Source organism: Sphingomonas sp. PL20, assembly GCF_017875905.1.
Lineage (GTDB): Bacteria > Pseudomonadota > Alphaproteobacteria > Sphingomonadales > Sphingomonadaceae > Sphingomonas > Sphingomonas echinoides.
Map to the genome: position 1 here is coordinate 1,150,935 of NZ_JAGINH010000002.1, position 25,308 is coordinate 1,176,242.

A 25,308-nucleotide genomic window follows, 5' to 3' on the forward strand; every position below is an offset into this window, starting at 1 on the left:
CGAACGGGGAGGGGTGGGTGCGTTGAAAACGATCCTCATACTCTTCTTAACGCCCGGACAAGGTCGCCTCGCCCGCGATCGGCTGCGCAGTGGGTGCTGCCGTATCCGCCGACACCGCGATCTTGCCGACCGTGGGCGCGACCTTGGCACCGGGCATCGCCATTTGCGTGCCCTTGATGATGATGCGGTCGTTCGGGCCAACCCCGGAGCGGATTACCCGCATCCCGTCAACCACCGCGCCGAGCGTGACCGGCTTGGGCGTGACGACATTGTTGGCATCCACCGTCAGCAGGATTTTCCGCGCCTGGTCGGTCTGCACCGCATCGTCGGGGACGAGCAAGGCAGGCTTGGTTCCAGCACTCGCGAGGCGCATGTTGCCGAACATGCCGGGTGTCAGGAACAGGCCCGGATTGGCCAGCACCGCGCGGCCGCGGATCGTCCCCGAATGCGTGTCGAGGCCGTTATCGGTGAAATCGAGCTTGCCCTTCCAGCGGTGGCTGGTCTCGTCCTGCAACTGGATTTCGACCGCAGGCGCGGCGGCACCGGGTTGGCGGTTGCGCTGCGTCTTGAGGAACAACGCCTCCGATCCATCGAAGGTGAAGTAGATTGGGTCGAGCGCGTTGATCGTCGTCAGCACGGTGCCGCCAGTGCCTTCGCCGCCCGCGACCTGATTGCCCGGGTCAACGCGGCGATCGGAGATGCGCCCGCCGATCGGCGCGCGGATCTGGGTGAAGGATACGTCAAGCGCACGGGCGCGGACGCGGGCCTGGGCTGCCGCGAGCGCGGCTTGCGCCGCCTGGAGCCTGCCGCGCAGCGCATCGATTTCCCCGGCGGAAACCGCGTCATCGGCAATCAACCGCGTCGCACGCCCAAGGTCGGTGCGTGCCAGCACCAGCGCGCTTTGCGCACTCGCCTCATTGGCGCGGGCCTCGGCCAGCGCGGCGGCGAAGGGACGGGAGTCGATCGTGAACAGCAACTGGCCCTGTTTCACGACTTCGCCATCGCGGAAGTGCACGCCGGTGACTTCGCCCGCCACGCGCGGACGCACTTCGACGCTGCGGCTCGGGGCGAAGCGACCGACATAATCGTCCCATTCGCTGATCTGGCGGACCAGCGGGGTGGCGATGGTGACGGGTGCGGGCGGCGGCGCAGCGGCGACGGCATCGGAATGATCGAACAGCTTCACGCCGATCACCCCGGCAATGGCGATCGGCACGAGGATTGCGGTGCGTTTCTGCCAGCGCGTCCACCGTTTTGCTGGCGGGTGCGACGCGTCGGGAACGACGGCGTGGGTGGTGTCGATGGGGGCAATCATATTCATGCGGCGATCCTCTGGTCGGTCCGGCCGACGCGCATGCCCGTCACGCTGGTGACGAGCGTCTCCATCTGCGCTTCGCTGAAGCCGACGGAATGGAAGTTGTGGATTTCGGACATGGGCAGCGCGAACCCGCGATGACGGGCCAGGACTGCGGCGCGGCGCAACGCCTCCAATTTAGGGTCGGCCAGCCTCGACGAGGGGCCGCGCCCGAACAGGCTGCCGAGCGCGCGCGACATGCGGCCGGGCTCGGCGAGGCTGGCGAGTGTGTCGCGCTGTGCGAGCGCGATGACGCTCCATTCAAGCCCCGAAAAGCCGGTTTGCGCTTCGTCGGCGTCTGCGGCGCTGCTGGTGACAGGGCCGGCGAACATGGAATCAAGGTCCAGATAGGCCATGGAAAATCCCCCTTTGGGCTTTTGGCGATCATATGGACGAGCAGCACCGTGCGCGAACGCGCCTGCGTTCGTACTCGGCCAGTCGTGGGACGTGCGGGAACGCAGCCGGAAGCGCGGGGCGCTCCGAAGACACGTTCTTGAAATGTGGGATCGCCAGTCGGTGCGGCCGCTGGCGGTTGGGTTAGATGCGCGTGCTGGTCATTGGCGGAGACCCTTCTGTCAGAACCGGTTCCCCCGCGGGACCCAGCTTCAATACCATTCGGTATATAAAGCGATTGTGCGGTGCGTCAACAGCATTCTGTACCGATCGGAATATTTATTCCGACGTTTTTTATTCCGACCCTTATCGTGTCGGCCACACCGCCATGCTGGTTTCGACCAGTTGCGACAGTTCTTCGCAGGTGGCACCCGAGCCGCCCTGAATCGCCAGACCCTGGAGGATGGCGAACAGATAGCGGGTCAGCGCGGCCGGGGTCATCCCTTCGGGCAGTTCGCCCGCCGCCTGCGCCTGTTCGAAGCGCGCGATCAAGGCGGCTTCCGAAGAGGCGCGGCGTTTGACGACCTCGGCCTTGATCGGTTCGGCTTCGGCACCGCAGGTGGCCGAACTGATGACGCCGAGGCAGCCCTTGGGGTCGCACGTGCTCATCTGGATTTCGAGTGCACCGCGCAGCAAGCGCTCGGCCACGTCGCGCGCGGTCGGCGCTTCGAGCGCGGACTTCATATAAGCGAGCTTTTCGCGCTCATAGAGATCGAGCGCCTTGTGGAACAACGCTTCCTTATTGCCGAACGCGGCATAGAGGCTTGGCTTGGTGATGCCCATCGCGCTGGTCAATTCGGTCATCGACGCGGCCTCATAGCCATTGCGCCAAAAGACCATCAGCGCCGCGGCCAGCGCCTCATCCACGTCGAATTCGCGCGGGCGGCCTTTCGTGGCCGGCAGGGAACAAACGCTATTCATACCGAGCGGTATATAGGGATGTCGCGTCAAAGGTCCAGTGCGCGTTCGCTGCCGCTTTAGTCGGTAACCCGGCCGCGGAGCGATTTGACGGTCGAGCGCTTGGTCTTGCCCTCCATCCGCTTGGCCTTGGCGGCTTTGGAGGGTTTGGTCGGGCGGCGGCGCTTGGGGACGATGGTGGCTTCGCGGATCAGCTCGATCAGGCGGTCGCGCACTTCCTGGCGGTTGAGCAATTGCGAGCGCGCGCCTTCGCTGCGCAGCACCAGCACGCCGTCGCGCGTCAGCCGCGATCCTGCCAGCACCGCCAGCCGGTTCTTCACCGCATCGGGCAGCGAGGGGGATGCGCCGACATCGAAGCGCAGCAGCACGGCGCTATCGGTGGTGTTGACGTGCTGCCCGCCCGGACCACTGGCGCGGGTGAAGGATTCCTGCAGCTCCTCGCTGTCGATGCTGATCGATCGGGTGACGGGAATGGCGACCATGCCCGTCCTCCTAAAACATGCGCGCGCGTTGGTCGATTGGTTGCGGGCTTGTTCCGTTGGCGCTGCTTCGCCACATGGGCGGCGACGGAGATAGCGATGTACGATTTTACGATTTCGGCGGAATCCAAGGCCGAGCTTTACCGCGACCTGCATGCGGCGCTCGATGCGCTGACGGCGGGGGAGGGCGATGCGATCGCCAATATGGCGAATGTCGCGGCGCTGATCTGGCAATATCTGCCCGATTTGAACTGGGCCGGCTTCTATCGGCTGGTCGAGGGCGAATTGGTGGTTGGGCCGTTCCTTGGCAAGCCCGCCTGCATCCGCATCGCGATCGGCGACGGGGTGTGCGGCGCGGCGGCGGCGACGCTCAAGACGCAATTGGTCGAGGATGTCCACGCCTTTCCCGGCCACATCGCCTGCGATGCGGCGAGCCGGTCGGAACTGGTCGTACCGATCGTCCATGACGGGCGTTTGATCGGCGTGCTCGATCTCGACAGCCCCACGCCCGCACGCTTCGATGCAGCGGATGCAGCGGGGTGCGAAGCGCTGATGGCGGTGCTGGCGGCGCGTATCGCGGGGTGATCCGTTTCGGGACACACCCGAATGTGGCGGAAAACTGCCGAAAATGGTAATCCGGACGTTAATGATTTGGTGACGTGCCTTTGGGGGGCGGCACCACAACCGGAGAGTTTACCATGCGAACCCTAGCTCTTGCCGCCCTCACAATGGTTACCGCATTCGGCGCGGGCGGTGCGGAAGCGCAGCGAATCGGGCAGAATGGCGGCACGGTTGGCGCGCCCTATCCGGTGCCCTCCTATCCCGCTCCGTCGATGCCCGCGCCGCCGCAGCCGATGCCGCCGGTCGCCTATCCCGGCCAAGCCGTTCCGCCGCAGCCTTATCCTGCGCAAGCCTATCCGGCCCAATCCTATCCGGCCCAATCCTATCCGGGCCGCCCGCCGCAGCAGACCACGCAACGGCGCTGGGGTGGCTATAATGGCGGGCGCTGGTCGGGCGGGAGCAATGCACCGGGCGGCTGGAAGGCCTATCGTCGCCCGCATCGCGGCTATGCGCTGCCGCAATATTGGTTCTCGCCCAGCTTCTATATCGCCGATTTTGGTAGCTATGGGCTCGCCCCGCCGCCTGCAGGCTATAGCTGGCATCGTTATTATGACGACGCCGTGCTGGTCGATGGGCGCGGGCGCGTGTGGGATTCGGTGAACGGGCTTGATTGGGACGGCGCTGGCTATGGTCAGGGCGGCTATGACGGCTATGCCAGCGGCTACAGCCAATCCTATGGCCAGTCTTATGGTTCCCAGCCGTACATTTCGCTGCCGCCGGTCGTGCAAAGCGGCACCGTTACCACCTATTCGACCGGTGGGTATATGCAGGGCGGCTATGCGGCGAGCGGCTATGCTTATGCTGGTCCGACGACGACCGTGGTGATCCAAGGGCCGCCGATCGTGACCACGACGACGACCACGACCGAATATGTCGAGGAATCGCGGACGCGCTATGTCGCGGCCCGCCGCGTCTATCGCGCCGCGCCGAAGCGGCATTATCGCCCCGTGCGGCGGCCGAGCTGCGGCTGCCGTCGGGTCGAACAGCCGGTTCAGGGGAGCTAAGACGGCTGCTTAGCCGCGCGGTTCCGGCCCGGCGAAGCTGACCAGGCTTTCCGCCCCGTTCGCTGCGACCGCGCTGACGCCGACGAAATGGTCATCGACGCTGATGTCCTTCAGCACCGTGCTGGTGGATGAGGCGGGGACGTCCGTGGATTTCTGCCAGTCCTGCGCGTCGTTGCGGCGCCAGTGGATGCGGTAGGCGGTTGCCCCGGCGACGGGCTGCCATTTGACCGTGGTGTCAAAGCTCAGCGCACCCGCCACCGTCACGCCCTCCGGCGCGGCGGGCGCGGCGGCGAGGCGGCGGATGGTGGCGACGTTGATCGCGGTGACCTTGGCGAGATACGGGAAGTCCATCTTGTCGACGGTATCGCCGTAAGGAATGCCGTTTTCGACGCGCACGTCCTGATGCTGCTGGGTCCAGTTTTCTGCGCCCACTGAGAAGCGCACCGCCGGATAGCCGAGCTTCAGGAACGGCTCATGGTCGCCGCCGCGCCCGAAGCGGTCGGGGCGGCGATCGACGAACACGTCGAGCCCGCCGGGTAGGGTATGCGCCACGCCATCGATCGCCTTGGCGAGCGCGCGCGACGGGCCGTCATCCTCGCCGCCATTGCCGCGCCGCGCCATTTGCGCGGGCACGTCTTCGGCTGCGCGGATCCCTTCGGAGAACACCCGCACGCGATCGGCGACGCGCACGCCGTTCTGGCCCATCGTATTGCCGACGATGTCGTTGTTGAGCATCGCCGAAATGGTCCAGTTGCGTTGCTTGGCGGTCTCGGCGAGCAAGGTGCCGCCGAACAGGCCCTGTTCCTCACCCGAAAACACCGCATAGACGATCGTCGCGCGGAATTTTTCCTTGGACAGGATGCGCGCGGCCTCCAGCACCAAAGCGACGCCCGAGCCATCGTCATTGGCACCGGGCGCATCATGCGTGGCGTCCATCACGTCGCTGACGCGGCTGTCGATATGCGCGCCGACGATGATCACGCGCTTCGGGTCGAGACCTTGCTGGAAGCCGAGCACATCGACCACATTGACCCCATTTGGTGCGCGCGCGTTGGTGAAGGTGCGCGCGAGATTGGCGACGGTGATGCAGCCGTCGCACGCATCGGCAATCCGCGTCATTTCGCCGCCGACCCAACTGCGCGCGGCGCCAATGCCGCGCACCGGATCGTCGGCAGAAGACAGCGTGTGGCGCGTGCCGAAGCTGACGAGTTTTTCGACCGTGGCCTTCAGCCGGGCCGGGTCGGGCGCGCTGTCCTGGGCGAGGGCAGGGGTGGCGAGCGTCGCGATGGCGAGCGCGGCTGCGGTGGGGAGGGAACGCATGGGCATATGGTGGCGGGATATCGGAAGCGACGCAAGTTGCTGTCCACCGTCCCCAGACGGCGGGACTGGCGGGCTAGATGTTCGAGACGAACCAGATGACGAACGCGGCCACGCCAGCCAGGAAAGCCAAAAGCAGCAACCGGACGACCAGCGAATCGCGTGGAGCCACCTCGGTTGGCCACGGCAATGTGAGCGCGCGCAGCGCCGCAACGAACGCGACCGCCGCACCTGCGACGCGCACCCAGTCCAGTTCCACCCATTGCCGGGCCATGGCGACCGATTCGGCGTCTGATATCGTGTCCCGCGGGGAGGCGATGCCGTGATACCACAGCGCGGCATTCATCGGCCAAAAGGCGATGACGGTCAGCACGAGCAGCGCCAGAATGCCGAGCGACGGGACGCATAGCAGCCAGCGATAGCGCCACGGCGTCGTCCAGCCCGCCGCCAGCGCGCCGAACGCGGCAATCAGCATCGCTGCCGAAAAGGGGATGAAGAACACCCCGGTATCGACTGGCCATGCTTTGCCATAGGGCATCATCGCCAGTGAATGCGGCGGATGGGCACTCCACGCCCCGGCAAGCACGATCAGATCGAAGAGCTTCGCGCCGAGCAAGGGGCCGCCGACCAGAACCGCCAGCCACAGGAACGCTTTGGTGATATTCTCGCGACGGGTCATCTCCGACATCCCTATACCGTTCCGAAATCCCTGTACCGTGCTCGTTCGCGTCCGTTTGGCGATTTCGGGTGCGCCGGATCAGCTCAGCCGGTCGATCGCCTCGCGGTCGAGCGAGCCGGGGATGATCATCAGCGGGATGGTCAGCGCGCCGGTGTCGGTGCCCGCGAAATGCGCCACCAGCGGGCCGGGCGCGCCGCTCGCGGCGGCTGCCAGCACCAAAGCTGCGATGTCGGGATTGGCGGCGATCATCTCGCGAATGACCTTGGGGCCCTCGCCCTGACGCACGGTGATCTGCGGCTTCAGCCCCGATTCCTCGATCAGCGCACCGGCAGCGGCGGCGACCAGCCCCTCGGCATGGTGGCGTGCTTCTTCCTCGATCGTCGCCTGCACGCCGGCAAAGGCGGTGAATTCGGTGGGCGGCACCAGTGCCAGGATTTCGACCCCGCCGCCGGTCTTCACCGCACGCCGTGCGGCAAAGCGCAGCGCAATGCTGCTTTCGGGCGTCTCGTCGATCACCACCAGATAAATACGCATTGTCGCCCGCCCCCTGAAGCGATTGTGGCGCTTAAGTGGGGTGAACCGACGTGTCTGACAAGCAGCGGTCTTGACCGTTCGCGCAACGGGCGCGAGAGACGGGCGCTACGGATTCGGTTAGATGAGGACGCGTTGATGCCGGTCGAAATCAAAATGCCAGCTCTCTCCCCCACGATGGAGGAAGGCACGCTGGCGAAATGGCTGGTGAAAGAGGGCGATACGGTCAAATCCGGCGACCTGATGGCCGAAATTGAAACCGACAAGGCCACGATGGAATTCGAGGCGGTCGATGAAGGGGTGATCGGCAAAATTCTGGTCGCGGAAGGGACTGACAATGTGAAGGTCGGCACCGTGATCGCCACGCTGATCGCAGAGGGCGAGAGCGCCGATGCGGCCCCCGCGCCGAAGGCTGCGCCGGTTGCTGCGGCTCCCGTCGCGGCACCTGCGCCGGTGGCGGCCAAGGCGGCCCCCGCACCAACCCCTGCCGCCCCTGCGCCAAAGGCCGAGAGCGGCGATCGCGTGAAGGCGAGCCCGCTTGCGCGCCGGATCGCGACGGAAAAGAGCATCGATCTGGCGACCTTGACGGGTTCGGGCCCCAATGGCCGCATCGTAAAGGCGGACGTCGATGGCGCGAAGGCCGCTGCTGCACCGGCCCCCAAAGCTGCCGAAGCCGTTGCTTCTCCTGCCGCCCCGGCGGCGGTCGCTCCGGCCAAGCCCGCTGCGATCCCCGATATTCCGCACACCGCCGAAAAGCTCAGCAACGTGCGCAAGACCATTGCACGCCGCCTGACCGAATCGAAGCAGACGGTTCCGCACATTTATCTGACGGTCGACATCCGGCTCGACGCGCTGCTCAAGCTGCGCGGCGAACTCAACAAGGGGCTTGAGGGCCGCGGCGTAAAGCTGTCGGTCAACGATCTGCTGATCAAGGCGCTCGCCGCCAGCCTGATCCAGGTGCCCAAGTGCAACGTGATGTTCACGCCCGACCAACTCATCAGCTTCAGCCGCGCCGATATTTCGGTTGCGGTGTCGACGCCGACCGGGCTGATCACGCCGATCATCGCCGGGGCCGACACCAAGGGTGTGGCCGCGATCTCGACCGAGATGAAGGATCTCGCCGCGCGTGCGCGCGATGGCAAGCTGAAGCCCGAGGAATATCAGGGTGGCACCGCCTCGCTCAGCAACATGGGCATGTACGGGATCAAGCAGTTCGAGGCAGTCATCAACCCGCCGCAGGGCATGATCATGGCGATCGGCGCGGGCGAGAAGCGCCCCTATATCATCGACGACACGCTCGGCGTGGCGACGGTAATGTCGGCCACCGGCAGCTTCGATCACCGCGCGATCGATGGGGCGGACGGCGCGCAACTGATGCAGGCGTTCAAGACGCTGGTCGAAGCGCCGCTGTCGATGCTGGCATAAGCCTGTCATGCGGCGCACTCTGATCGAGGTGTTTCACATCGCGGTTGGCGTGTTCGCCACCGCGTTTCTGGCGGCAGGGGCGGTTTGGGCGCTCCCGCATGCGGCCGACACGATCTGGGCGGTCGCTTATGGCGTGATGGTCGTGGTGGTCGCCATGGGCATTCGGCCGCTCCGGGATGCATGGCGCAGCGATCATGGTGGTCGGTCCCTCGATGAGTGACCTGCCGCCTGATAGCGCGCCCGCCATTCGCGCGACCGCGATGGTGTGCGACGCCAACCCTTATGGCAAGATCTTCGTCGGCTGGCTGATGGGGCAGATGGCGCTGGCGGCCGGATCGGTGGCTTCGCGCTTTTGCGGCGCGCGCGCGCCGGTGGTGGCGGCGGACGGGTTCAGCTTCACCGCGCCCGTGGAGATTGGCGATGAGGTGAGCTTCCATGCCGAGATCGTCGGCACGGGGCGCACTTCGATGAATGTCGCCGTACAGGTCTGGCGGCGCGACCGGCACGGCGAGGGCACCTCGCGCGCTGCGGCCGGGCGCTTTACATTGGTTTCGATGGGGGAGGACGATCGTCCGCTCCCGCTACAAAAAGGATCCTCCCTTGGCTGATACGTTCGATCTCGTCATCCTCGGCTCCGGCCCCGGCGGTTATGTCGCCGCGATCCGCGCGGCGCAGCTTGGGCTGAAGACCGCCATTGTCGAGCGCGAGCGGTTGGGCGGCATTTGCCTCAACTGGGGCTGCATCCCGACCAAGGCGTTGCTGCGCACCTCGGAAATCTATCATTACATGCAGCACGCCGAATCCTATGGCCTGAAGGCCGAGAATGTCGGTTTCGATCTGCCCAAGATCGTCGAGCGCAGCCGCAAGGTGGCGGGCCAGCTCAATGCCGGCGTCAAGGGCCTGATGAAGAAGAACAAGGTCACGGTGTACGAAGGCGTCGGCACGCTGACCGGCAAGGGTAAGCTCAGCGTCAAGCAGGGTGACAAGACCGCCGAGCTGGAAGCCAAGCACATCATCATCGCCACCGGCGCACGCGCGCGCGATCTGCCCTTCGCCAAGGCTGATGGGGAGCGCATCTGGACCTATCGCCACGCGATGGTGCCGACCGAAATGCCGACCAAGCTGCTGGTCATCGGCTCGGGCGCGATTGGGGTGGAGTTTGCCAGCTTCTACAATGACATGGGCGCCGATGTTACGATCGTCGAGATGCTCCCGCGCATCCTGCCGGTGGAAGATGAAGAAGTCTCCGCTTTCATGGACAAGGCGCTGACCAAGCAGGGAATCAAGCTGCTGACCGGCACCGGCCTCGAAGGCCTGACCACCTCGCCCAAGGGCGTGACCGCCAAGATCAAGGGCAAGGACGGCACGGTGACCTCGGAAGAGTTCAGCCATGTCATCGTCGCGATCGGCATCGTGCCCAATACCGAGAATATCGGGCTGGAAGCGCTGGGGATCGCGACCGATCGCGGGCACATCAAGGTCGATGGCTATGCGCGCACCAATGTCGAGGGGATCTATGCGATCGGCGACGTGACGGGCGCGCCGTGGCTCGCGCACAAAGCGAGCCATGAGGGCATCGTCTGCGTCGAGGCGCTGGCGGGGCTGAAGCCGCATCCGTTCGACAAGTGGAACATCCCCGGCTGCACCTATTCGCGCCCGCAAGTCGCGAGCGTTGGGCTGACCGAGGCCAAGGCCAAGGAAGCCGGGCACGAGCTGAAGGTCGGCAAATTCCCCTTCATTGGCAATGGCAAGGCGATTGCGCTGGGCGAGGCCGAGGGTTTCGTAAAGACCGTGTTCGACGCCAAGACCGGCGAATTGCTCGGCGCGCACATGGTCGGCGCGGAAGTGACCGAACTGATCCAGGGCTATGTCATCGCGCGCCAGTTGGAAACGACCGAGGCCGAGCTGATGGAAACCGTGTTCGCGCACCCGACGCTCAGTGAAATGATGCATGAAAGCGTGCTCGGCGCGTACGGTCGCGCGCTTCACATCTGATGGGGGCTCGCACGCCTGTAGCGGGACGTCCGCGACCGATATGACGACCCAGCCGCCCCGCATCTGGACGGTTGCCGGGGTGACGCTGCTGTTGCTGGTGGGGTCGCTGGCGCTGTTCTGGCCGGGCATCGCGATGTACGATAGCGTCGGCCAGTTCGCCCAGGCGCTGACCGGTGCGTATGAAGACTGGCATCCACCCGCAATGGCGCGGATGTGGAACGCGCTGCACGCGGCCATTGGCGGCACCAGCGAGCCGATGTTCGCCTTGCAGATGGCGCTATATTGGGCCGGGTTCGGCCTGATCGCGGCAGCGCTCGCGCGGCTGGGGCGGCGGCGTGCGGCGGCGGCGGTGCTCGCAATCGGCGCGCTGCCCTTGTTCCTTGGCTGGCAGGCGGCGGTGCTCAAGGACACACAAATGCTGGGCGCGGTGCTCGCGGCGTCCGGTGGGATTGCGTGGTGGCGGCTCAAAGGCGCGCGCGTGCCCGTCTGGGCGCTCATCATTGTGGCGGCGTTGCTGGCTTATGCCACGCTGGTGCGCGCGAACGCGGTGTTCGCGACCGTCCCGCTGGCGGTGATGCTGTTCGGGACAGGGCGCTGGTGGACGCAGCTTGCGCTCGGCCTGGCGGGGGTGGCGGCGGTGTTGTTGGTGGCACCGCTGCTCAATCACGGGCCCTTGGGCGCGGCGTCGAGCGGTGTCGAGCGGACCGAGGCGCTCTACGATCTTGCCGGGATAGCGGCCCGTGCGCCCGATGCGGCGGTTGGCTTTACCCCGCTTGAGGCGCGGGCGTTGGTGGCGGGGCATTGCGTCAAACCGTATTTCTGGGATCCGCTGGGCGAGGAAACCCGCTGCGCGCCGATCGTGGCGCGCCTGCAACGGCTGCCTGCGGGTGATCTCTACCGGATGCTGGTCGCAGCGATCGTGCGAAACCCGTTGGCCTATGCGGCGCATCGGCTGGCGCATTTCAATTCGACCGAACGCTGGCTGGTGCCGGCCGGCTGGCCGGGTGCTGCTCCACCGGCGCGGAGCGAGCCCAACAGCCTTGGCCTGGGCAACCCCGGCGCAGCGGCGCGCGGGTGGCAGGTGGCTGCCAAGTGGATGGCGGAAACGCCGCTCGGATGGCCGTTTGCGTGGCTGACGGTCGCGATCGTGGGTTTGGCGGCGGCGGTGCCGCGCGCAAGCGCTCCGCCGCGTGACCTGGCGCTGGCGCTGCTGGTTTCGGCGATCACGCTGGAGCTGAGCTTCGGCGTGCTGAGCATTGCCTCGGACTTGCGCTATCATTTGTGGCCGATGGTCGCGACGACGCTGGCGACGGTGCTGTTGTGGGGGGACTGGCGGCAGAGCAAGCGCGCGGTGCGGATCGGCGGGCTGGCCCTTGCCGTGGTGCTGCTCGCTGGAACCGTGGCGCGGCTGACGTTGCCGACTCCGCCGACCAGCTATCGTGATTTGCTGCGGTAGGAAATGCGGCGATTGAGGACTGTGCCGACCCAAGCACGCAAACCCGATGGGTCGCAATGCTTGGGCCGGCGGGAGCCGATCAGGCGGCGGTCGGTGCCGTCGTAAATTGCACCACATCGTCGTCGCGTTTCGCGGTGACGGGTGGGGTGCGGTCGAAGGCGCGCGTGCCGGAGTCGGCGGCGATATGCTTCAGACGCCCATCAATCGAGGCACCGGTTTCGATCGCGATCGATTCATATTCGACATCGCCGATAATGCGGGCGGCGCGTTCGATGGTCAGTTGACGGACCGACACCGATCCTTCGATCGCACCGGCAAGCCGCGCGATTTCGGCGGTCACTGCGCCGTTGATGCGGCTGTCATTGCCTTGGACGAGGTTGGCGCAGTGCACGTCGCCATCGACGCGACCGTCGATATGCAAGTCGGCAGTCGCCGCGATATTGCCGGTAATTACCATGTCGGGGCCAATGACCGAGAACATGCCACGCTTGCCATTGGCGCTTTGCGGCATCGGCGGTGCGGGGGGAAGCCCCGGTCCTGCATCCCGGTCACCGCGCGAACTGCTCGTGAAAATCGCCATCTACCCCACCCTCACAACACCCCGAATCTGGGGTTTGGCTAGCATAGCGTGCAGAAATTACAGAACTAAGTTCTCGCTGGCGGGCGTGCCATAAGGGGATTGTCGTTGGCCGCAGGCTGCAGCACCGTGCGGGCGAGCGATAGCGTCGCCGCTAGCAGCGCCACCGCGCCCAGCATGGCAAGGGCGGGAAGGTCCAGTCGATTGCCAACCAGGCCTAAAGCCGATCCGGCCTGCACCAGCATGGCGACTCGCCAGCTTGCCCGGTCATGACGGGCGAGGGCGAGGATTAGCGCCAGCAGGTCGGCCAGCAGGAAGCAATCGGCCTGCTGATACGGCAGGAGCCCGCCCATGATCAGCGCGGCGAGCAAGGCCGCCGCGATCAGCGACTGACCGTTCAGCCGCTGCGCGGAGAAGCGAGCGATATAGGCAGCGCTGACACCGATGGTCGCCGTACCGGCGAGGCCCGACAGCGACAGCGCGCCCAGCGGGAGCGCTTGCACGATCGCCCAGATATTGGGGGCGTTGGCGGAAAGCGGCGGAAGGCCGTCGGCCCGACCCGCAAATAGGCTTTCCCAGCCGGGCATCGGCCATCCGATCGCGAACAGTACCGCCAATGTTGCGAGGCTGATCAGTGGCGCGACGGCCCAACGGAGCACCGGGACGTGGCGGTTGATCAGCAACGCCAGGAGGAGGGGCGCGACGAACATCGCGTGCGGATCGAAAGCCAGCGCCGCTCCCCACCACAGGAGCATGTGCATATGGCGGCGATCGAGCGCTGCCGCGAGCGCCATCAGGCACGCCGCGATCCAGAAGGCGTCGCTTAGCCCGTTCAGGCCCGGCTGAAGCAGGAGGGAGGGCGCGATCGCGAAAAGCGCGGCGCTCCGTTCGGGTGCCGCCACGCCGAGGCGTCGCAAAATCGCCAAGGCGGCAAGCGACACGACCGCGATGCCGAGCAGCGCGCAGAATGCGCCAAAGGCCAAGTTCGCGGTCACATTCGAGAAGCGTGCAAGCGCGGCGACAGGATCGAGCGTCAAGAGCATAGGCCCAAACGCCAGCACCGCCGCAAGCAGCAGCGACAGGGCCATTGGCGGCAGGCCCCGCCGGTGCGGGCGCGCAGGCATCGGGATGAAGGCGGCGTTCACCGGTTCGTCATGCCAAGGCCGAGCTAAGGCCGCGTTAAGGGCGCGCCCGTTGCGTGCACAGCGCCAACGCCCCTTGCCCAAGCGCGCGGCGAGGTTCACCATCCGCGTCGCGACGCAGGACGACGTCGGCAGGAGAGGACAGATGCTGTGGTCAAGCGGCGCGCAGCGCCACTCTTCGCCGCCTCATGCGTTGACGCGATCGGCCGTTACCAAAACGGCGTGGCAGCAGAAGGAAACGAGCGCATGACGGATACAGCGAGCTACGCTTTCAAGGAAACCATCACCGATCCGGCTCAAAAAGCCGCGGAGTCGATCCGCGAAGCCAGCACCAAGATCGCGGAGAACAGCGCCAGTGTCGGTCTTAAGCTGCTCGATCAGGCCGAGACCAACACGCGTGAGGCCTTCGCGGCCATGCGCGCCGCTGCCTCGGCAAAGGATTTGTCGGAAGTGATGAAGATCCAGGGCGAGTTCCTGCGCGAACAGGGCAGCCGCAGCATGACCCAGGCGCGCGAGATTGGGGAAGTGATCCTGCAATTCGGCCGCGACGCGGTCGGCGCGGTGCGCGGCGACGCGTGATCGGGCCAGGGGCGCTCGGGTCGAGCGCCCTTGCTCCTCTGTCGTCGTGGCACGCGGTCAGGCAGCCGTCTCGCTCGATTCGGCCGAGCGCGGTTTCGCCGTGGCGGGCATGTCGTGGCTGAGGATGGTCAGGTCATAGGCCACTCCCGCGCGATCGCGCACCTGGCCCTTGAGCAACGCCTCGGCGCGGAAGCCAAGGCTTTCGAACAGCATGACCGATCCGATTTGGTCGGGGGTCATCTGCGCGGTCAATTTGGTAAGGCCCCGCTCCATCGCGATCGCGTAAATGCCCTCCAGCAAATCGCGGCCCAGCCCGGCACCGCGCTTTTCGGGGGAGACGAGCAAACGCACTTCGCCGACATGGCCGCTCCAGCCCAACGGGTCGCGTACCAAGGCGGCCGCACCGACCAGTTTTCCATGATCATCCTCGGCGATCAGGCTGTCGATCGCCCCCTCGCCAATTGCCTCTACCCAGGCGGCGATCACGCGCGGATGCCGTAAATCGCGCCCGAGGAACAAGAGATCATGCTCGGGCAAGCGTTCGGCAAACGCCTGCATGGCCGTTTCGTCTTTTGCCGCGAACCGGCGAATGTGATGGCCCATGCTGATCGTTTCCCCAAAACACCACGCTCGAGCTTGGCCTATGCCACCCGATCGACCGCCCCGGCACGGAGGCTGGCATGCCTGCCTGCGATTGTCACCTCTTGCTGCCGCAAAATACGGGCCGGCACCGCACTGTGATGCTTAGAGGGGTGGGCGCTTAGCGTTGCGGCGCGAGCGGTTGCGGTCCTGCGGGCGTCACATCCAAGGCAGCATCCCCGCCCAGCGCCCGGTACAGCGTCACCCGGTTGGTGGCACCGGTCAGCCGCGTCGTCACCAGCGAGCGCTGCGCCGAATAAAACGACCGTTGCGCATCAAGGCTTTGCAGGAAGGTGTCGATGCCGCCGCGATAGCGCGCGTCGGACAGGCGGTAATTGTCCCCTGCGGATTTGGTCAGCGCCTCTTGCGCCGCCAATTGGTTACCGATCGTGCCGTGTCGGGCCAGCGCATTGGCGACTTCCGAAAACGCCGTCTGGATCGATTTTTCATAGCTGGCGAGCGCGGAATCGCGTTGCGCCTGCGATTGCGCGACACCCGCGCGACCCGCACCGGCGCGGAAGATCGGATAGCTTACGCTCGGCGCAACCGAGTAGTTGAAGGCCCCGCCGGTAAACAGGTTGCTGAGCGAGGTGCTGGCAAGCCCGGCCAGCGCGGTGAGCGAAATGCGCGGGAACAACGCCGCGCGCGCCGCACCGATCTGCGCATTGGCGGCGCGCAGCGTATATTCCGCCTGCACCACGTCGGGGCGACGCAGCAGGATACCGGAATCGAGCCCTGCGGGCAGTTCGGCGATCGTCGGTGCGGCTTCCTCAATTGAGCTTGCCAGCAAGGTCGGGTCGACCGGGGCACCAACCAGCAATTGCAAGGCGTTGATATCCTGGGCAACGGCGGTGGTCTGCGTCGCGAGATCGGACAAGGCGGTCTGCTGCACGATCTGCGCCTGATCGAGATCGGTGCGCGGCGCGATCCCGCCATCGAGCCGCGCTTTGGTGAGCGTGACGCTGCGCTGCGCGCTGGCCGCAGTATCACGCGCGATCTTGAGCAGGCTCTGGTCCGAGGCGTAGTTCAGCCAGGCGGAGGCGATGTCGCCGACCAGGGTCAGCCGGGTGGCGCGCGCGGCGGCCTCGGTCGCGAAATAGCTGTTCTGCGCGGCGGTGGTCAGCGAGCGGACACGGCCGAACAGATCGATTTCGAACGCCGTAAGGCCAAGGCTGGCCGAATAGGTGTCACGAACGCCCGACCCGCTCGTCGCTGTGCCGCCACTGGTCGATCCGCCAGTGCTGCCCGACGAGACGCCACTGGTACCGTTGTCGCGGTGGCTGAAGCTCAGCCCTCCATCGACTTCGGGCAACAACGCCGCGCGCTGAATCCCATATTGCGCCCGCGCGGTGGCGATGTTGGCGGCGGCAATCCGCAAATCGCGATTGTTGACCAGCGCTTGCTCGACAAGTCTTTGCAGGCGCGGATCGCGGAAAATGTCGCGGTAGCTGACGCTCGGCAGCGTGATTTCGCTCTGCTTGAGATAGGCATCGCCGACCGGCCAGCTCGGCGGCACGGGTAACTCCGGCCGCACATATTTCGGGGCCATCGAGCACGCGGCGAGCGACGCCAGGGCTGCCAGCGAGACGGTTTTGCGGATCATGCCGTTGGCTCCGGCTGGCTCGGGGCCGCGGCGGGTGGAGTGGGATGCTCGTGGTGCAGATGCTTCAACATGTCGCGCGTGCCGCGGCGGACCAGCACGAAGAACAGCGGGATGTAGAAGATCGCCAAAATCGTCGCGGTCAGCATCCCGCCGATGACGGCGGTGCCGATCGCGATACGGCTGTTGGCACCCGCGCCGGTCGAGATGGCGAGCGGCAGCACGCCGAAGATGAAGGCGAAGCTGGTCATCAAAATCGGCCGCAAGCGGATGCGCGCGGCTTCCAGCGCCGCCTCGATCACGCGCTTGCCCGACTTTTCGGCCTGTTCCGCAAATTCGATCATCAAAATCGCGTTCTTGGCGGCGAGGCCCATCGTCGTCAGCAGCCCGATCTGCAAATAGACGTCATTCTGCAGCCCGCGCAGCGTCACCGCGAAAATCGCGCCGACCAGCCCGAGCGGGATGACGAGCAGCACCGCGATCGGGATCGACCAGCTTTCATACAAAGCGGCAAGGCACAGGAACACGACCAGCAGCGAAATGCCGTAGAGGAACGGGGCTTGCCCCGAGGACAGCCGCTCCTGATAGGACAGGCCGCTCCATGCCACACTGATGCCGGGATAGTGCGCGGCCAGTTCGGTCATGCGGTTCATTGCCGTGCCCGAGCTGTTGCCCGGGGCAGCCTGGCCGGAGAGTTCATAGGACGAGATGCCGGAGAAGCGCGCGAGCGTCGGCGGGGTCTTGCTCCACGAAATGGTGGAGAAAGCGGAGAAGGGGGCCATTTGCCCGCTCGATCCGCGGACATACCATTGCGCGAGATTTTCAGGAGCGGCGCGATATTGCGCGTCGCCCTGGACATAGACGCGCTTCACGCGGCCGCGATCGTTGAAATCGTTGACGTAGCGGCCGCCCCAGGCGGTCGCCAGGGTCGTGTTGACGTCGCTTTGCGTCAGCCCGAGCGTGCTCAGCTTTTGCGCGTCGAGATCGACCTTGAGCGTCGGCTGATCATCGAGATCGGTCGGGCGCACGGCGGCGAGCGTCGGGTCGGCGCGCGCGGCGGCGAGCAGGCTGTCGCGTGCCGCCTTGAAGTCGGTGCGGCTGAGCCCGCCGGTGTTCTGCAACTCCATCGTAAAGCCGTTGGACTGACCAAGGCCGCGCACGATCGGCGGCACGGTCGCATAAAACTCGACGTCGCGCAGGCCGCTCAGCGCCTTGGTCGCGCGTTGCGTGATCGCGTCGGCACCGTTGACTGCGCCCTTGCGATCGGCCCAATCCTTGAGCGCGATGAAGCCGCGACCGGCATTCTGCCCGCCCGCGACCCCGCCGCCGCCCGAGCCGGCCACGGTCAAATATCCGTCCACATTCTTGCCCTCGGGGCCGGCGAAATATTTCTCGATCTGCATCTGCGCCGCGCGCGTCTGGTTGATCGTCGCGCCGGGGGCGAGGTTGAACTGGATCTGGGCGATGCCCTGGTCCTCGGTCGGCAGGAAGCCCGTCGGCAAACGCACGAACATGATCGCGAGGATCGCGACGACCCCGGCGTAGATCAGCAGGAACAGCCATTTGCGATCGACCACGCGCGACACGGCGTTGCCGTAGCGCGTCACCATTCGGTCAAACCCGGTGTTGAACCACTCCGAGGCCGCGCTGGTCTTGCGGTCGAGCCAGCTCGCTTGCTTGGTCTTGTCCTTGCGCTTCAGCAAGGTGGCGGTCAGCGCCGGGGTCAGCACCAGGGCGACCAGCACCGACAATCCCATTGCCGATACGATCGTGATCGAGAACTGCCGGTAGATCACCCCCGTCGAGCCGCCGAAGAACGCCATCGGCAGAAACACCGCCGACAGCACCAGCGCGATCGCGATCAGCGCGACGGTGATTTCGTCCATCGACTTGATCGTCGCGTCGCGCGGCGACATTTCGGGATGTTCTTCCATCAGGCGTTCGACGTTTTCGACCACGACGATCGCGTCATCGACCAGCAAACCGATCGCCAGCACCAGCCCGAACAAAGTGAGCGTGTTGATTGAAAAACCCGCCAGCGAGAAAATGCCGAAGGTGCCGAGCAAAACCACTGGCACCGCGATCGTTGGGATCAACGTGGCGCGCCAGCTTTGCAGGAACACGAACATGACCACGACGACCAGCGCGATCGCTTCCATCAGCGATTTTTCGACTTCCTCGACCGACAATTTGATGAACGCGGTCGAATCCTGCGGGAAGCTGTAGGCATAGCCATTGGGGAAGTTTTTCGAGGCGCGCTCGATCTCGCTCTTTACCAGCTCGGCGGTGCTGAGCGCGTCCGCACCGGGAGCCAGGCTGACGGCCAGACCGGCACCTGGGTGGCCGTTGACGCGGCTGGTGATGCCGTAATTTTCCGAGCCGAGCTCGATCCGGCCGACATCGGACAGCCGCACCGTCGATCCGTCGGGCTGTGTCTTGAGCACGATCGCGCGGAACTGCTCGGGGGTCGACAGGCGTGACTGGGCGGTGACGGTGGCGTTGAGCACCTGTTCGGGGGCGTTGGGCGTGCCGCCGATTTCGCCGGCGGCAACCTCGGTGTTCTGCGCGGTGATCGCGGTGACGACGTCGCCGGGGATGAGGCTGTAGCTGGCGAGCTTGTTGGGATCGAGCCACACGCGCATCGCATATTGCGCGCCGAACACGTTGATGTCGCCGACACCCTTCAGGCGGCCGATCGAATCCTGCAGGTTGGAAACCAGATAGTCGGATACGTCCTGGTTGGTGGTGCGGTCACTGGTGTCGTAAATCGCGGCGATCAGCAGGAAGTCGGGGTTGGACTTGGTGACGGTAATGCCCTGTTGCTGCACTTGCTGCGGCAGGCGCGGCAGCGCTTGCTGGACCTTATTCTGAACCTGCACCTGAGCGATGTCGGGATCGGTGCCTTTGGCGAAGGTCGCGGAAATGTTGACCTGCCCGCGCGACGACGAACTGGTGCTGAAATACAGCAAGCCATCGATGCCGGTGAGCTGTTGCTCGATCACCTGGGCGACCGATGTTTCCAGCGTCTCGGCCGATGCGCCCGGATAGGTCGCGCGGATATTGACGTTGGGCGGCGCGATATCGGGGAATTGCTCGACGGGGAGCGTATAAATCGCCCCGATCCCGCCCAGCATGATGATGATGGCGATGACCCAGGCGAAGATCGGCCGGTCGATGAAAATGCGCGAGATCACGGGCGGTCAGCCCTTCGACTTGTCAGAGGTCGGTGCCTTGATCGTCTGCGGCGTGTCGGCGCTGACGGGTTTGATCGGCTGGTTGGGTTTCACCTTGCCGACACCCTGCGTGATCACCTTGTCGCCCGGGCTCAGGCCATCGGTCACGACCCAGAATGCGCCCTGCGTGCGCGGCGCGACGATGGTCTTCTGGATCGCTTTATTGCCCGGCCCGACCACGAACACCGTCGCATTGCCCTTGGGGTCGCGCGACACCGCTTGCTGCGGCACGAGGAACGCCTTGGTATCGATCGACTGCGCAAAGCTCGCGCGGACGAACATGCCGGGCAGCAAGAGGCCCTTGGGGTTGGGGAAGCGGGCGCGCAGCGTGACGGTGCCGGTCGTCGGATCGACGACGACTTCCGAAAATTCAACGTCGCCGGTGATGCCGTAATCGCTGCCATCCTCCAGCTTCAACCGCACATCGGCGCGCGTTGGAACGGCACCGCCGCTGGTGAGGGCGCGGCGCAGACGCAGCAGATCCGCGCTCGCTTGCTGGATGTCGACATAGATCGGATCGAGCCGCTGGATCGTGGTGAGCGGGCTCGTCTGGCTCGCCGTGACCAACGCCCCTTCGGTGAAGAGCGATCGCCCAATGCGCCCAGTGATCGGCGCAGGAACGGTGGTGAAGCGCAGGTTGATCTTCGCCGTCTCGAGCGCGGCGCGATTTTGTTGCACGGCTGCGGCCGCTTGGCGCGCTGTGGCGGTGGCGTCGGTGTAATCTTGCTTGGCGACCGCTTCCATATCGGCCAGCGGCTTGTACCGCTCGGCCTTCGCCTTGGTTGCCTCGGCATTGGCGGCCGCGCTGGCGAGGTTGGCCTGCGCCTGATTTGCCGAGGCGCGGTACAGGCTCGGGTCGATCTGGTAGAGCGGCTGGCCCTGGCGTACCAACGCGCCTTCAGTGAAAAAACGGTGCAGGATCAACCCGCTGACCTGCGGCCGTACCTCCGAGCTTTGATAGGCGGCGGTCCGCCCGGCGAGTTCGGTGACGATCGGCACGCTGGTCGGCTGGACGACGACAAAGCCGACCTGGGGCGGCCCCTTGGCGGCGTTCTTCTTATTCTGCGAGGAGGCACCACACCCGCTGAGGAGCAGCGCCGAACCGCCAAGCAGCGCAACTGTATGCAGGGAGAAAAACCGAACCGTCATCGCTGTCCACCGCTCCGGGCCAAGTCGGCGCATGGTGGATACCCTGCGCAATCGTCGCCAAACGTCGTCTGTTAGGGATTGTTCCGGGGCCGGATCAACTGTCTCGGTTCGGCCCTAACCGACTCTATTGCGACGCAACATGTCACCGCAGCTTGGCGATGGTCAACCCATCGACCTTCGCGCGGTCCTTGGTGGATTCCTCGCTGCGCTTGAGCGCCTTGGCGATGGCCTTGAGCGCCATGCCCTTTTTTGCAAGGGTGTGCAGCTTCTGGATTTCGTCGCTGGTCCAGGGTTGCCGGTGGCGTTCGAATCGATCTTCGCTCATAGCGCTGCGCTACCGCACTCGCGGGGTCTGCGCCAGCGTATCGCCTGTCTGACACACTCTTGCGACACTTGGCGGCTAGGCGGCTCAAATCGTTTCTAACCTCGATCTACGGATATGTTATGGCTGCCACTACGACCTTGTTGACGCTTGCACTCGCGGCAGCCCCCGCGCCGGCGAGCGCGCAAGCGGCGTCGCAGTCCACTGGCGTGCCGCAGGCCCCTGCCAAATCCACCAAGCCGCCCGTGTCGGATGATAGCGAGGAGGGGCCGGACATTGTCGTGCAAGGGGCCAAGCAGCCGGGCGCGGTGATTGGCGATATTCCGCCCGAACAACAGCTCGGGCCGGCCGATATCCGGTCTTATGGGGTCAGCTCGGTTTCGGAATTGCTGACCGAACTCGCGCCGCAAATCCGCAGCGACCGTGGCAGCGGCGGCGCGCCGGTGGTGCTGATCGACGGCAGGCGCATTTCCGGCTTTGCCGAGATACGCGACTTGCCGACCGAGGCGATCGCCCGTGTCGACATCCTGCCCGAAGAAGTCGCGCTGAAATATGGCTATCGCGCCGACCAGAAGGTGGTCAATTTCGTGCTGCGGCGGCGCTTCCGCGCAGCGACGGTCGAGCTGTCGGACAAAGCGGCAACAGAGGGCGGGCGCAACACCCCGCAGGCCGAACTCGATTTGCTCGCCATCGCCAATAAGGGGCGGGTCAACCTGCACCTCGAATATCAGGCATCAGACGCGCTGACCGAGAATGAGCGCGACATCCAGCCCACCACAAAATCGTCCGCCACCGGCGGCAGCCCTGTCAGCACGACCGACCAACGCCCGTTTCGAACCTTGCTGCCCTCGGGTCGCACCTTCAACGCCAACACCACCTATGCGCGCATGTTCGGGGACATTTCGGGCACCGTAAACGCCACGCTGTCGGCAACCGACACCACGGGTTTGCTCGGGCTGCCGGCCGATGCGGTGGTCGTCAATGGCGTGCCAAGCGGCAATGTCACGCCGCTGAAGCAGCGCAACTCGACCGTTGGCGCGCATCTTGGCACGGCGTTTAACGGCGTGGTGGGCGGTGGCTGGCAATGGTCGGTCACCGGTGCCTATGATCACAATGAATCGAAGACCTTTACCGATACGGGCCTCGGGTCTGCGGCGGCTTTGTCGCCGGTCAATCGCGGCTATTCGACCTCGGACGAGGGGCAGATTGACCTGCTGCTCAACGGCGCGGTGTTCAAGCTGCCGGCCGGCGAAGTCTCGACCAGCGTGCACCTCGGTGGTGATATCAGCGACTTCAACAGCCAGTCATATCGCGCCGGGCTGACCTCGCTGGGCGGCGTCTCGCGCAACACCGTCAACGGTCAGCTCAATATCGACGTGCCGCTGACCAGCCGCGCCAAGAATGTGCTGCCGGTGATTGGCAGCCTGTCGGTGAACGGCAATGTCGCGGTCGATCATCTGTCGGATTTCGGCACGCTGACGACGCTCGGCTATGGCCTCAATTGGTCGCCGGTGGTGCCGCTGCGGATCATCGCCTCAGTCACCGATCGTGACACTGCGCCGACCGCGCAGCAACTCGGCAACCCGCAAGTGGTGACGCCCAACGTTCCCGTGTTCGATTATGTGCGCGGCGTGAACGCGGTGGTGACGACGGTTTCCGGCGGCAATCCCAATCTGATTGCGAGCAACAGCCATACGCGCAAGCTCGGCGTCACGCTGAAGCCGTGGAGTACCAAGGATCTGTCGCTGTCGGCCAATTATGTCGATGTGCGCACCGAAAACCCGGTCGCCAGCTTCCCGAGCGCGAGTTCGGCGATTGAAGCCGCGTTCCCGTCGCGCTTCACGCGCGATGTCGATGGCAATCTGCAGCGGATCGACACGCGGCCGATCAACTTTGCCGAGAGCAGCCGGTCGGAACTGCGCTGGGGCATCAATTTCTCGATGCCGCTAAAGTCGAAATTGCAAAAGCAGATCGAGGCGTGGCGCGCGGGCAAGGGGCCCAATCCGTTTGCCGGGATCAAGATCCCCGATAGCGTCGCGCGGCAGATCGCCCAGGCCCGTGCGGAGCGTGGCGGCGGCGCGGGCGGGCCGGGTGCTGGTGGTCCCGGCGGTCCCGGTGGCCCGGGTGGCCCCGGCGGTGCCGGACGCGGCGGCTTTGGCGGCTTTGGTGGCGGCGGGCGCGGCGCGACGGGTGGCCGCCTGCAATTCGCGCTCTATCATACGTGGCATTTCACCGATCGCGTGCTGGTGCAGCAAGGCGGGCCTTCGCTCGATCTGTTGCGCGGCGATGCGATCGGCGGCAGCGGCGGCCAACCGCGCCACGAACTGGAAGGGCAGGCCGGGTATAGCAATAACGGCATCGGCGTGCGGCTGTCGGCCAATTGGCAGAGCGCGACCAGCGTCAATGGCGGCACCGCCGCCAATCCGCAGGATCTGCATTTCTCGGATCTGGCGACGGTCAGCTTGCGCTTGTTCGGCGATCTCGGGCAGCGGCTTGAGTTGGTGAAGAAGCATCCGTGGATGCGCGGGATGCGCGTCGCGGTCGCCTTCGACAACATCTTCGATTCGCGCCAGCGCGTGACGGATTCGAACGGCACGACGCCGGTCGCGTATCAGCCCGATTATCTCAACCCGCTGGGCCGGACGGTGCGCGTGTCGATCCGCAAGCTGTTCTTCTAAAGGGCGATACCGACCATGCTTTTGCGGCATGGCGGCTGAACGGCGCGGGCGGTTGACGCGGGGGGCGGCGGTCGTAAGGGAGGAGACACGTTTCCAGGAGTGTCCGCCATGAAGACCCGCGCCGCCGTCGCCTTTGAAGCCAAGAAGCCGCTCGAAATCGTCGAACTGGATCTGGACGGGCCGAAGGCGGGCGAAGTGCTGGTCGAGATCATGGCGACGGGCATTTGCCATACCGACGCTTATACGCTCGACGGGCTCGACAGTGAGGGGCTGTTCCCAAGCGTGCTGGGCCATGAAGGTGCGGGCATCGTGCGCGAGGTCGGCGCGGGCGTCACTTCGGTCAAGCCGGGCGACCATGTCATTCCGCTCTACACGCCGGAATGCCGCCAGTGTAAATCGTGCCTCAGCGGCAAGACCAACCTCTGCACCGCGATCCGCGCGACGCAGGGCAAGGGGCTGATGCCCGACGGCACGACGCGGTTCAGCTACAAAGGCCAGCCGATCTTCCATTATATGGGCTGCTCGACGTTCTCGAACTTCACCGTTCTGCCCGAGATTGCCGTCGCCAAGATCCGCGAGGACGCGCCGTTCAAGACGAGCTGTTACGTCGGCTGCGGCGTGACGACGGGGGTCGGCGCGGTGGTCAACACCGCCAAGGTGCAAGTCGGCGACAATGTCATCGTGTTCGGTCTGGGCGGGATCGGGCTCAACGTATTGCAGGGCGCGCGGATGGCGGGCGCGAACATGATCGTCGGCGTCGATATCAACCCCGACCGCGAGGAATGGGGCCGCAAGTTCGGCATGACGCATTTCGTCAACCCGAAGGACGTGACCGATCTGGTCGCGCATCTGGTCGCGCTGACCGATGGCGGGGCGGACTACACTTTCGATTGCACCGGCAACACGACCGTGATGCGCCAGGCGCTGGAGGCGTGCCATCGCGGCTGGGGCACGTCGATCATCATCGGCGTGGCCGAGGCGGGCAAGGAAATCAGCACGCGCCCGTTCCAGCTCGTTACCGGGCGCAATTGGCGCGGGACCGCGTTTGGCGGGGCCAAGGGGCGCACCGATGTGCCCAAGATCGTCGACTGGTATATGAACGGCAAGATCGAGATCGACCCGATGATCACGCACGTTCTCTCGCTCGACGAGATCAATAAGGGCTTTGATTTGATGCACGCAGGCGAGAGCATCCGCAGCGTGGTGGTGTACTGACC

24 protein-coding genes are annotated in these 25,308 nt (G+C 65.4%); 10 read left to right on the forward strand and 14 right to left on the reverse strand.

Translation table 11 applies throughout. The features are described from left to right. Window positions 1–46: 46 nt before the first annotated feature. The 4 genes from H4W01_RS05470 to arfB form a co-directional block, all read right to left on the reverse strand. Entirely contained in the window at window positions 47–1,321 is a 1,275-nt protein-coding gene (locus H4W01_RS05470) for an efflux RND transporter periplasmic adaptor subunit (RefSeq protein ID WP_209610209.1), read from the reverse strand. Continuing rightward, entirely contained in the window at window positions 1,318–1,710 is a 393-nt protein-coding gene (locus tag H4W01_RS05475; RefSeq protein WP_209610210.1) for a hypothetical protein, read from the reverse strand. Before H4W01_RS05475 ends, H4W01_RS05470 begins: the two co-directional genes overlap by 4 nt. Before the next feature lie 343 nt (window positions 1,711–2,053). Continuing rightward, a complete protein-coding gene (locus H4W01_RS05480) occupies window positions 2,054–2,668 on the reverse strand; it encodes a TetR/AcrR family transcriptional regulator (RefSeq protein ID WP_010408299.1) in 615 nt (204 codons plus the stop codon). A gap of 56 nt (window positions 2,669–2,724) precedes the next feature. Further along, complete coding sequence (arfB, locus tag H4W01_RS05485) at window positions 2,725–3,147, reverse strand: alternative ribosome rescue aminoacyl-tRNA hydrolase ArfB (RefSeq protein WP_010408303.1); 423 nt, start codon at window positions 3,145–3,147, stop codon at window positions 2,725–2,727. Window positions 3,148–3,243: 96 nt separating this feature from the next. Between arfB and H4W01_RS05490 the strand changes: the two genes are divergently transcribed. Together H4W01_RS05490 and H4W01_RS05495 are read left to right on the forward strand one after the other, a co-directional pair. Continuing rightward, window positions 3,244–3,729, forward strand: a complete 486-nt coding sequence (locus H4W01_RS05490; protein WP_209610211.1) for a GAF domain-containing protein — start codon at window positions 3,244–3,246, stop codon at window positions 3,727–3,729. A 113-nt stretch (window positions 3,730–3,842) separates the two neighbouring features. Continuing rightward, window positions 3,843–4,769: an RcnB family protein gene (locus tag H4W01_RS05495; protein ID WP_334685163.1), complete on the forward strand. Its 927-nt coding sequence runs from the start codon at window positions 3,843–3,845 to the stop codon at window positions 4,767–4,769. A 9-nt stretch (window positions 4,770–4,778) separates the two neighbouring features. Here H4W01_RS05495 and H4W01_RS05500 read toward each other — a convergent pair whose 3' ends face one another. The 3 genes from H4W01_RS05500 to H4W01_RS05510 all read right to left on the reverse strand — a co-directional run bounded on the left by H4W01_RS05500 (window position 4,779) and on the right by H4W01_RS05510 (window position 7,299). Further along, entirely contained in the window at window positions 4,779–6,089 is a 1,311-nt protein-coding gene (locus tag H4W01_RS05500; RefSeq protein ID WP_209610212.1) for a M28 family metallopeptidase, read from the reverse strand. Window positions 6,090–6,162: 73 nt separating this feature from the next. Then, complete coding sequence (locus H4W01_RS05505) at window positions 6,163–6,765, reverse strand: anthrone oxygenase family protein (protein WP_334685164.1); 603 nt, start codon at window positions 6,763–6,765, stop codon at window positions 6,163–6,165. A 78-nt stretch (window positions 6,766–6,843) separates the two neighbouring features. Continuing rightward, window positions 6,844–7,299 carry a universal stress protein gene (locus H4W01_RS05510; RefSeq protein WP_010408319.1) on the reverse strand — a complete coding sequence of 152 codons (456 nt, stop codon included), beginning with the start codon at window positions 7,297–7,299 and terminating at the stop codon, window positions 6,844–6,846. A 135-nt stretch (window positions 7,300–7,434) separates the two neighbouring features. Between H4W01_RS05510 and H4W01_RS05515 the strand changes: the two genes are divergently transcribed. Genes H4W01_RS05515 through H4W01_RS05535 form a run of 5 tightly spaced genes read left to right on the forward strand, consistent with a single transcriptional unit; the run spans window position 7,435 to window position 12,172 of the window. Further along, window positions 7,435–8,721: a pyruvate dehydrogenase complex dihydrolipoamide acetyltransferase gene (locus H4W01_RS05515; protein ID WP_209610214.1), complete on the forward strand. Its 1,287-nt coding sequence runs from the start codon at window positions 7,435–7,437 to the stop codon at window positions 8,719–8,721. A gap of 7 nt (window positions 8,722–8,728) precedes the next feature. After that, the gene (locus H4W01_RS05520) at window positions 8,729–8,941 is read left to right on the forward strand and encodes a hypothetical protein (RefSeq protein ID WP_010408325.1); all 213 of its coding nucleotides are present in this window, start codon (window positions 8,729–8,731) and stop codon (window positions 8,939–8,941) included. Next, the gene (locus H4W01_RS05525) at window positions 8,934–9,329 is read left to right on the forward strand and encodes an acyl-CoA thioesterase (RefSeq protein WP_209613257.1); all 396 of its coding nucleotides are present in this window, start codon (window positions 8,934–8,936) and stop codon (window positions 9,327–9,329) included. The genes H4W01_RS05520 and H4W01_RS05525 overlap by 8 nt, the downstream gene beginning before the upstream one ends. Then, a complete protein-coding gene (gene lpdA / locus H4W01_RS05530) occupies window positions 9,322–10,716 on the forward strand; it encodes a dihydrolipoyl dehydrogenase (RefSeq protein ID WP_209610215.1) in 1,395 nt (464 codons plus the stop codon). The genes H4W01_RS05525 and lpdA overlap by 8 nt, the downstream gene beginning before the upstream one ends. Before the next feature lie 40 nt (window positions 10,717–10,756). Then, window positions 10,757–12,172, forward strand: coding sequence for a hypothetical protein (locus H4W01_RS05535; RefSeq protein WP_209610216.1), 1,416 nt, complete (start codon window positions 10,757–10,759; stop codon window positions 12,170–12,172). A 79-nt stretch (window positions 12,173–12,251) separates the two neighbouring features. Here the strand turns inward: H4W01_RS05535 and H4W01_RS05540 are convergent, their stop codons facing one another. Further along, window positions 12,252–12,752, reverse strand: a complete 501-nt coding sequence (locus H4W01_RS05540) for a bactofilin family protein (protein ID WP_010408334.1) — start codon at window positions 12,750–12,752, stop codon at window positions 12,252–12,254. Window positions 12,753–12,817: 65 nt separating this feature from the next. Next, on the reverse strand, window positions 12,818–13,894 hold the full coding sequence (locus H4W01_RS05545) for a hypothetical protein (RefSeq protein WP_209610217.1): 1,077 nt from the start codon (window positions 13,892–13,894) through the stop codon (window positions 12,818–12,820). A gap of 147 nt (window positions 13,895–14,041) precedes the next feature. On the opposite strand from H4W01_RS05545, the gene H4W01_RS05550 reads away from it, so the two are divergent. Beyond that, entirely contained in the window at window positions 14,042–14,470 is a 429-nt protein-coding gene (locus tag H4W01_RS05550) for a phasin family protein (RefSeq protein WP_209610218.1), read from the forward strand. 57 nt (window positions 14,471–14,527) lie between these two features. Here H4W01_RS05550 and H4W01_RS05555 read toward each other — a convergent pair whose 3' ends face one another. The 5 genes from H4W01_RS05555 to H4W01_RS05575 all read right to left on the reverse strand — a co-directional run bounded on the left by H4W01_RS05555 (window position 14,528) and on the right by H4W01_RS05575 (window position 21,416). Beyond that, window positions 14,528–15,073 carry a GNAT family N-acetyltransferase gene (locus H4W01_RS05555; protein ID WP_209610219.1) on the reverse strand — a complete coding sequence of 182 codons (546 nt, stop codon included), beginning with the start codon at window positions 15,071–15,073 and terminating at the stop codon, window positions 14,528–14,530. Between the two features lie 157 nt (window positions 15,074–15,230). After that, window positions 15,231–16,712 carry an efflux transporter outer membrane subunit gene (locus H4W01_RS05560; RefSeq protein ID WP_209610220.1) on the reverse strand — a complete coding sequence of 494 codons (1,482 nt, stop codon included), beginning with the start codon at window positions 16,710–16,712 and terminating at the stop codon, window positions 15,231–15,233. Continuing rightward, the gene (locus H4W01_RS05565) at window positions 16,709–19,903 is read right to left on the reverse strand and encodes an efflux RND transporter permease subunit (RefSeq protein WP_334685165.1); all 3,195 of its coding nucleotides are present in this window, start codon (window positions 19,901–19,903) and stop codon (window positions 16,709–16,711) included. Before H4W01_RS05565 ends, H4W01_RS05560 begins: the two co-directional genes overlap by 4 nt. A gap of 6 nt (window positions 19,904–19,909) precedes the next feature. Next, window positions 19,910–21,091, reverse strand: coding sequence for an efflux RND transporter periplasmic adaptor subunit (locus H4W01_RS05570; protein ID WP_209613259.1), 1,182 nt, complete (start codon window positions 21,089–21,091; stop codon window positions 19,910–19,912). Window positions 21,092–21,233: 142 nt separating this feature from the next. Further along, on the reverse strand, window positions 21,234–21,416 hold the full coding sequence (locus H4W01_RS05575; RefSeq protein ID WP_209610221.1) for a hypothetical protein: 183 nt from the start codon (window positions 21,414–21,416) through the stop codon (window positions 21,234–21,236). 119 nt (window positions 21,417–21,535) lie between these two features. Here H4W01_RS05575 and H4W01_RS05580 point away from each other — a divergent pair, with 119 nt between their 5' ends. Both H4W01_RS05580 and H4W01_RS05585 read left to right on the forward strand, forming a co-directional pair. Continuing rightward, the gene (locus H4W01_RS05580; RefSeq protein WP_209610222.1) at window positions 21,536–24,091 is read left to right on the forward strand and encodes a TonB-dependent receptor; all 2,556 of its coding nucleotides are present in this window, start codon (window positions 21,536–21,538) and stop codon (window positions 24,089–24,091) included. A 108-nt stretch (window positions 24,092–24,199) separates the two neighbouring features. Continuing rightward, on the forward strand, window positions 24,200–25,306 hold the full coding sequence (locus tag H4W01_RS05585; RefSeq protein WP_209610223.1) for an S-(hydroxymethyl)glutathione dehydrogenase/class III alcohol dehydrogenase: 1,107 nt from the start codon (window positions 24,200–24,202) through the stop codon (window positions 25,304–25,306). The last annotated feature ends 2 nt before the right edge of the window (window positions 25,307–25,308 follow it).

Coding starts and splice junctions, on each gene's coding strand:
- H4W01_RS05470 (WP_209610209.1), bottom strand. CDS start 1,321: ATGAATATGATTGCCCCCATCGACACCACCCACGCCGTCGTTCCCGAC.
- H4W01_RS05475 (WP_209610210.1), bottom strand. CDS start 1,710: ATGGCCTATCTGGACCTTGATTCCATGTTCGCCGGCCCTGTCACCAGC.
- H4W01_RS05480 (WP_010408299.1), bottom strand. CDS start 2,668: ATGAATAGCGTTTGTTCCCTGCCGGCCACGAAAGGCCGCCCGCGCGAA.
- arfB (WP_010408303.1), bottom strand. CDS start 3,147: ATGGTCGCCATTCCCGTCACCCGATCGATCAGCATCGACAGCGAGGAG.
- H4W01_RS05490 (WP_209610211.1), top strand. CDS start 3,244: ATGTACGATTTTACGATTTCGGCGGAATCCAAGGCCGAGCTTTACCGC.
- H4W01_RS05495 (WP_334685163.1), top strand. CDS start 3,843: ATGCGAACCCTAGCTCTTGCCGCCCTCACAATGGTTACCGCATTCGGC.
- H4W01_RS05500 (WP_209610212.1), bottom strand. CDS start 6,089: ATGCGTTCCCTCCCCACCGCAGCCGCGCTCGCCATCGCGACGCTCGCC.
- H4W01_RS05505 (WP_334685164.1), bottom strand. CDS start 6,765: ATGACCCGTCGCGAGAATATCACCAAAGCGTTCCTGTGGCTGGCGGTT.
- H4W01_RS05510 (WP_010408319.1), bottom strand. CDS start 7,299: ATGCGTATTTATCTGGTGGTGATCGACGAGACGCCCGAAAGCAGCATT.
- H4W01_RS05515 (WP_209610214.1), top strand. CDS start 7,435: ATGCCGGTCGAAATCAAAATGCCAGCTCTCTCCCCCACGATGGAGGAA.
- H4W01_RS05520 (WP_010408325.1), top strand. CDS start 8,729: ATGCGGCGCACTCTGATCGAGGTGTTTCACATCGCGGTTGGCGTGTTC.
- H4W01_RS05525 (WP_209613257.1), top strand. CDS start 8,934: ATGAGTGACCTGCCGCCTGATAGCGCGCCCGCCATTCGCGCGACCGCG.
- H4W01_RS05535 (WP_209610216.1), top strand. CDS start 10,757: ATGACGACCCAGCCGCCCCGCATCTGGACGGTTGCCGGGGTGACGCTG.
- H4W01_RS05540 (WP_010408334.1), bottom strand. CDS start 12,752: ATGGCGATTTTCACGAGCAGTTCGCGCGGTGACCGGGATGCAGGACCG.
- H4W01_RS05555 (WP_209610219.1), bottom strand. CDS start 15,073: ATGGGCCATCACATTCGCCGGTTCGCGGCAAAAGACGAAACGGCCATG.
- H4W01_RS05560 (WP_209610220.1), bottom strand. CDS start 16,712: ATGATCCGCAAAACCGTCTCGCTGGCAGCCCTGGCGTCGCTCGCCGCG.
- H4W01_RS05570 (WP_209613259.1), bottom strand. CDS start 21,091: ATGACGGTTCGGTTTTTCTCCCTGCATACAGTTGCGCTGCTTGGCGGT.
- H4W01_RS05575 (WP_209610221.1), bottom strand. CDS start 21,416: ATGAGCGAAGATCGATTCGAACGCCACCGGCAACCCTGGACCAGCGAC.
- H4W01_RS05580 (WP_209610222.1), top strand. CDS start 21,536: ATGGCTGCCACTACGACCTTGTTGACGCTTGCACTCGCGGCAGCCCCC.
- H4W01_RS05585 (WP_209610223.1), top strand. CDS start 24,200: ATGAAGACCCGCGCCGCCGTCGCCTTTGAAGCCAAGAAGCCGCTCGAA.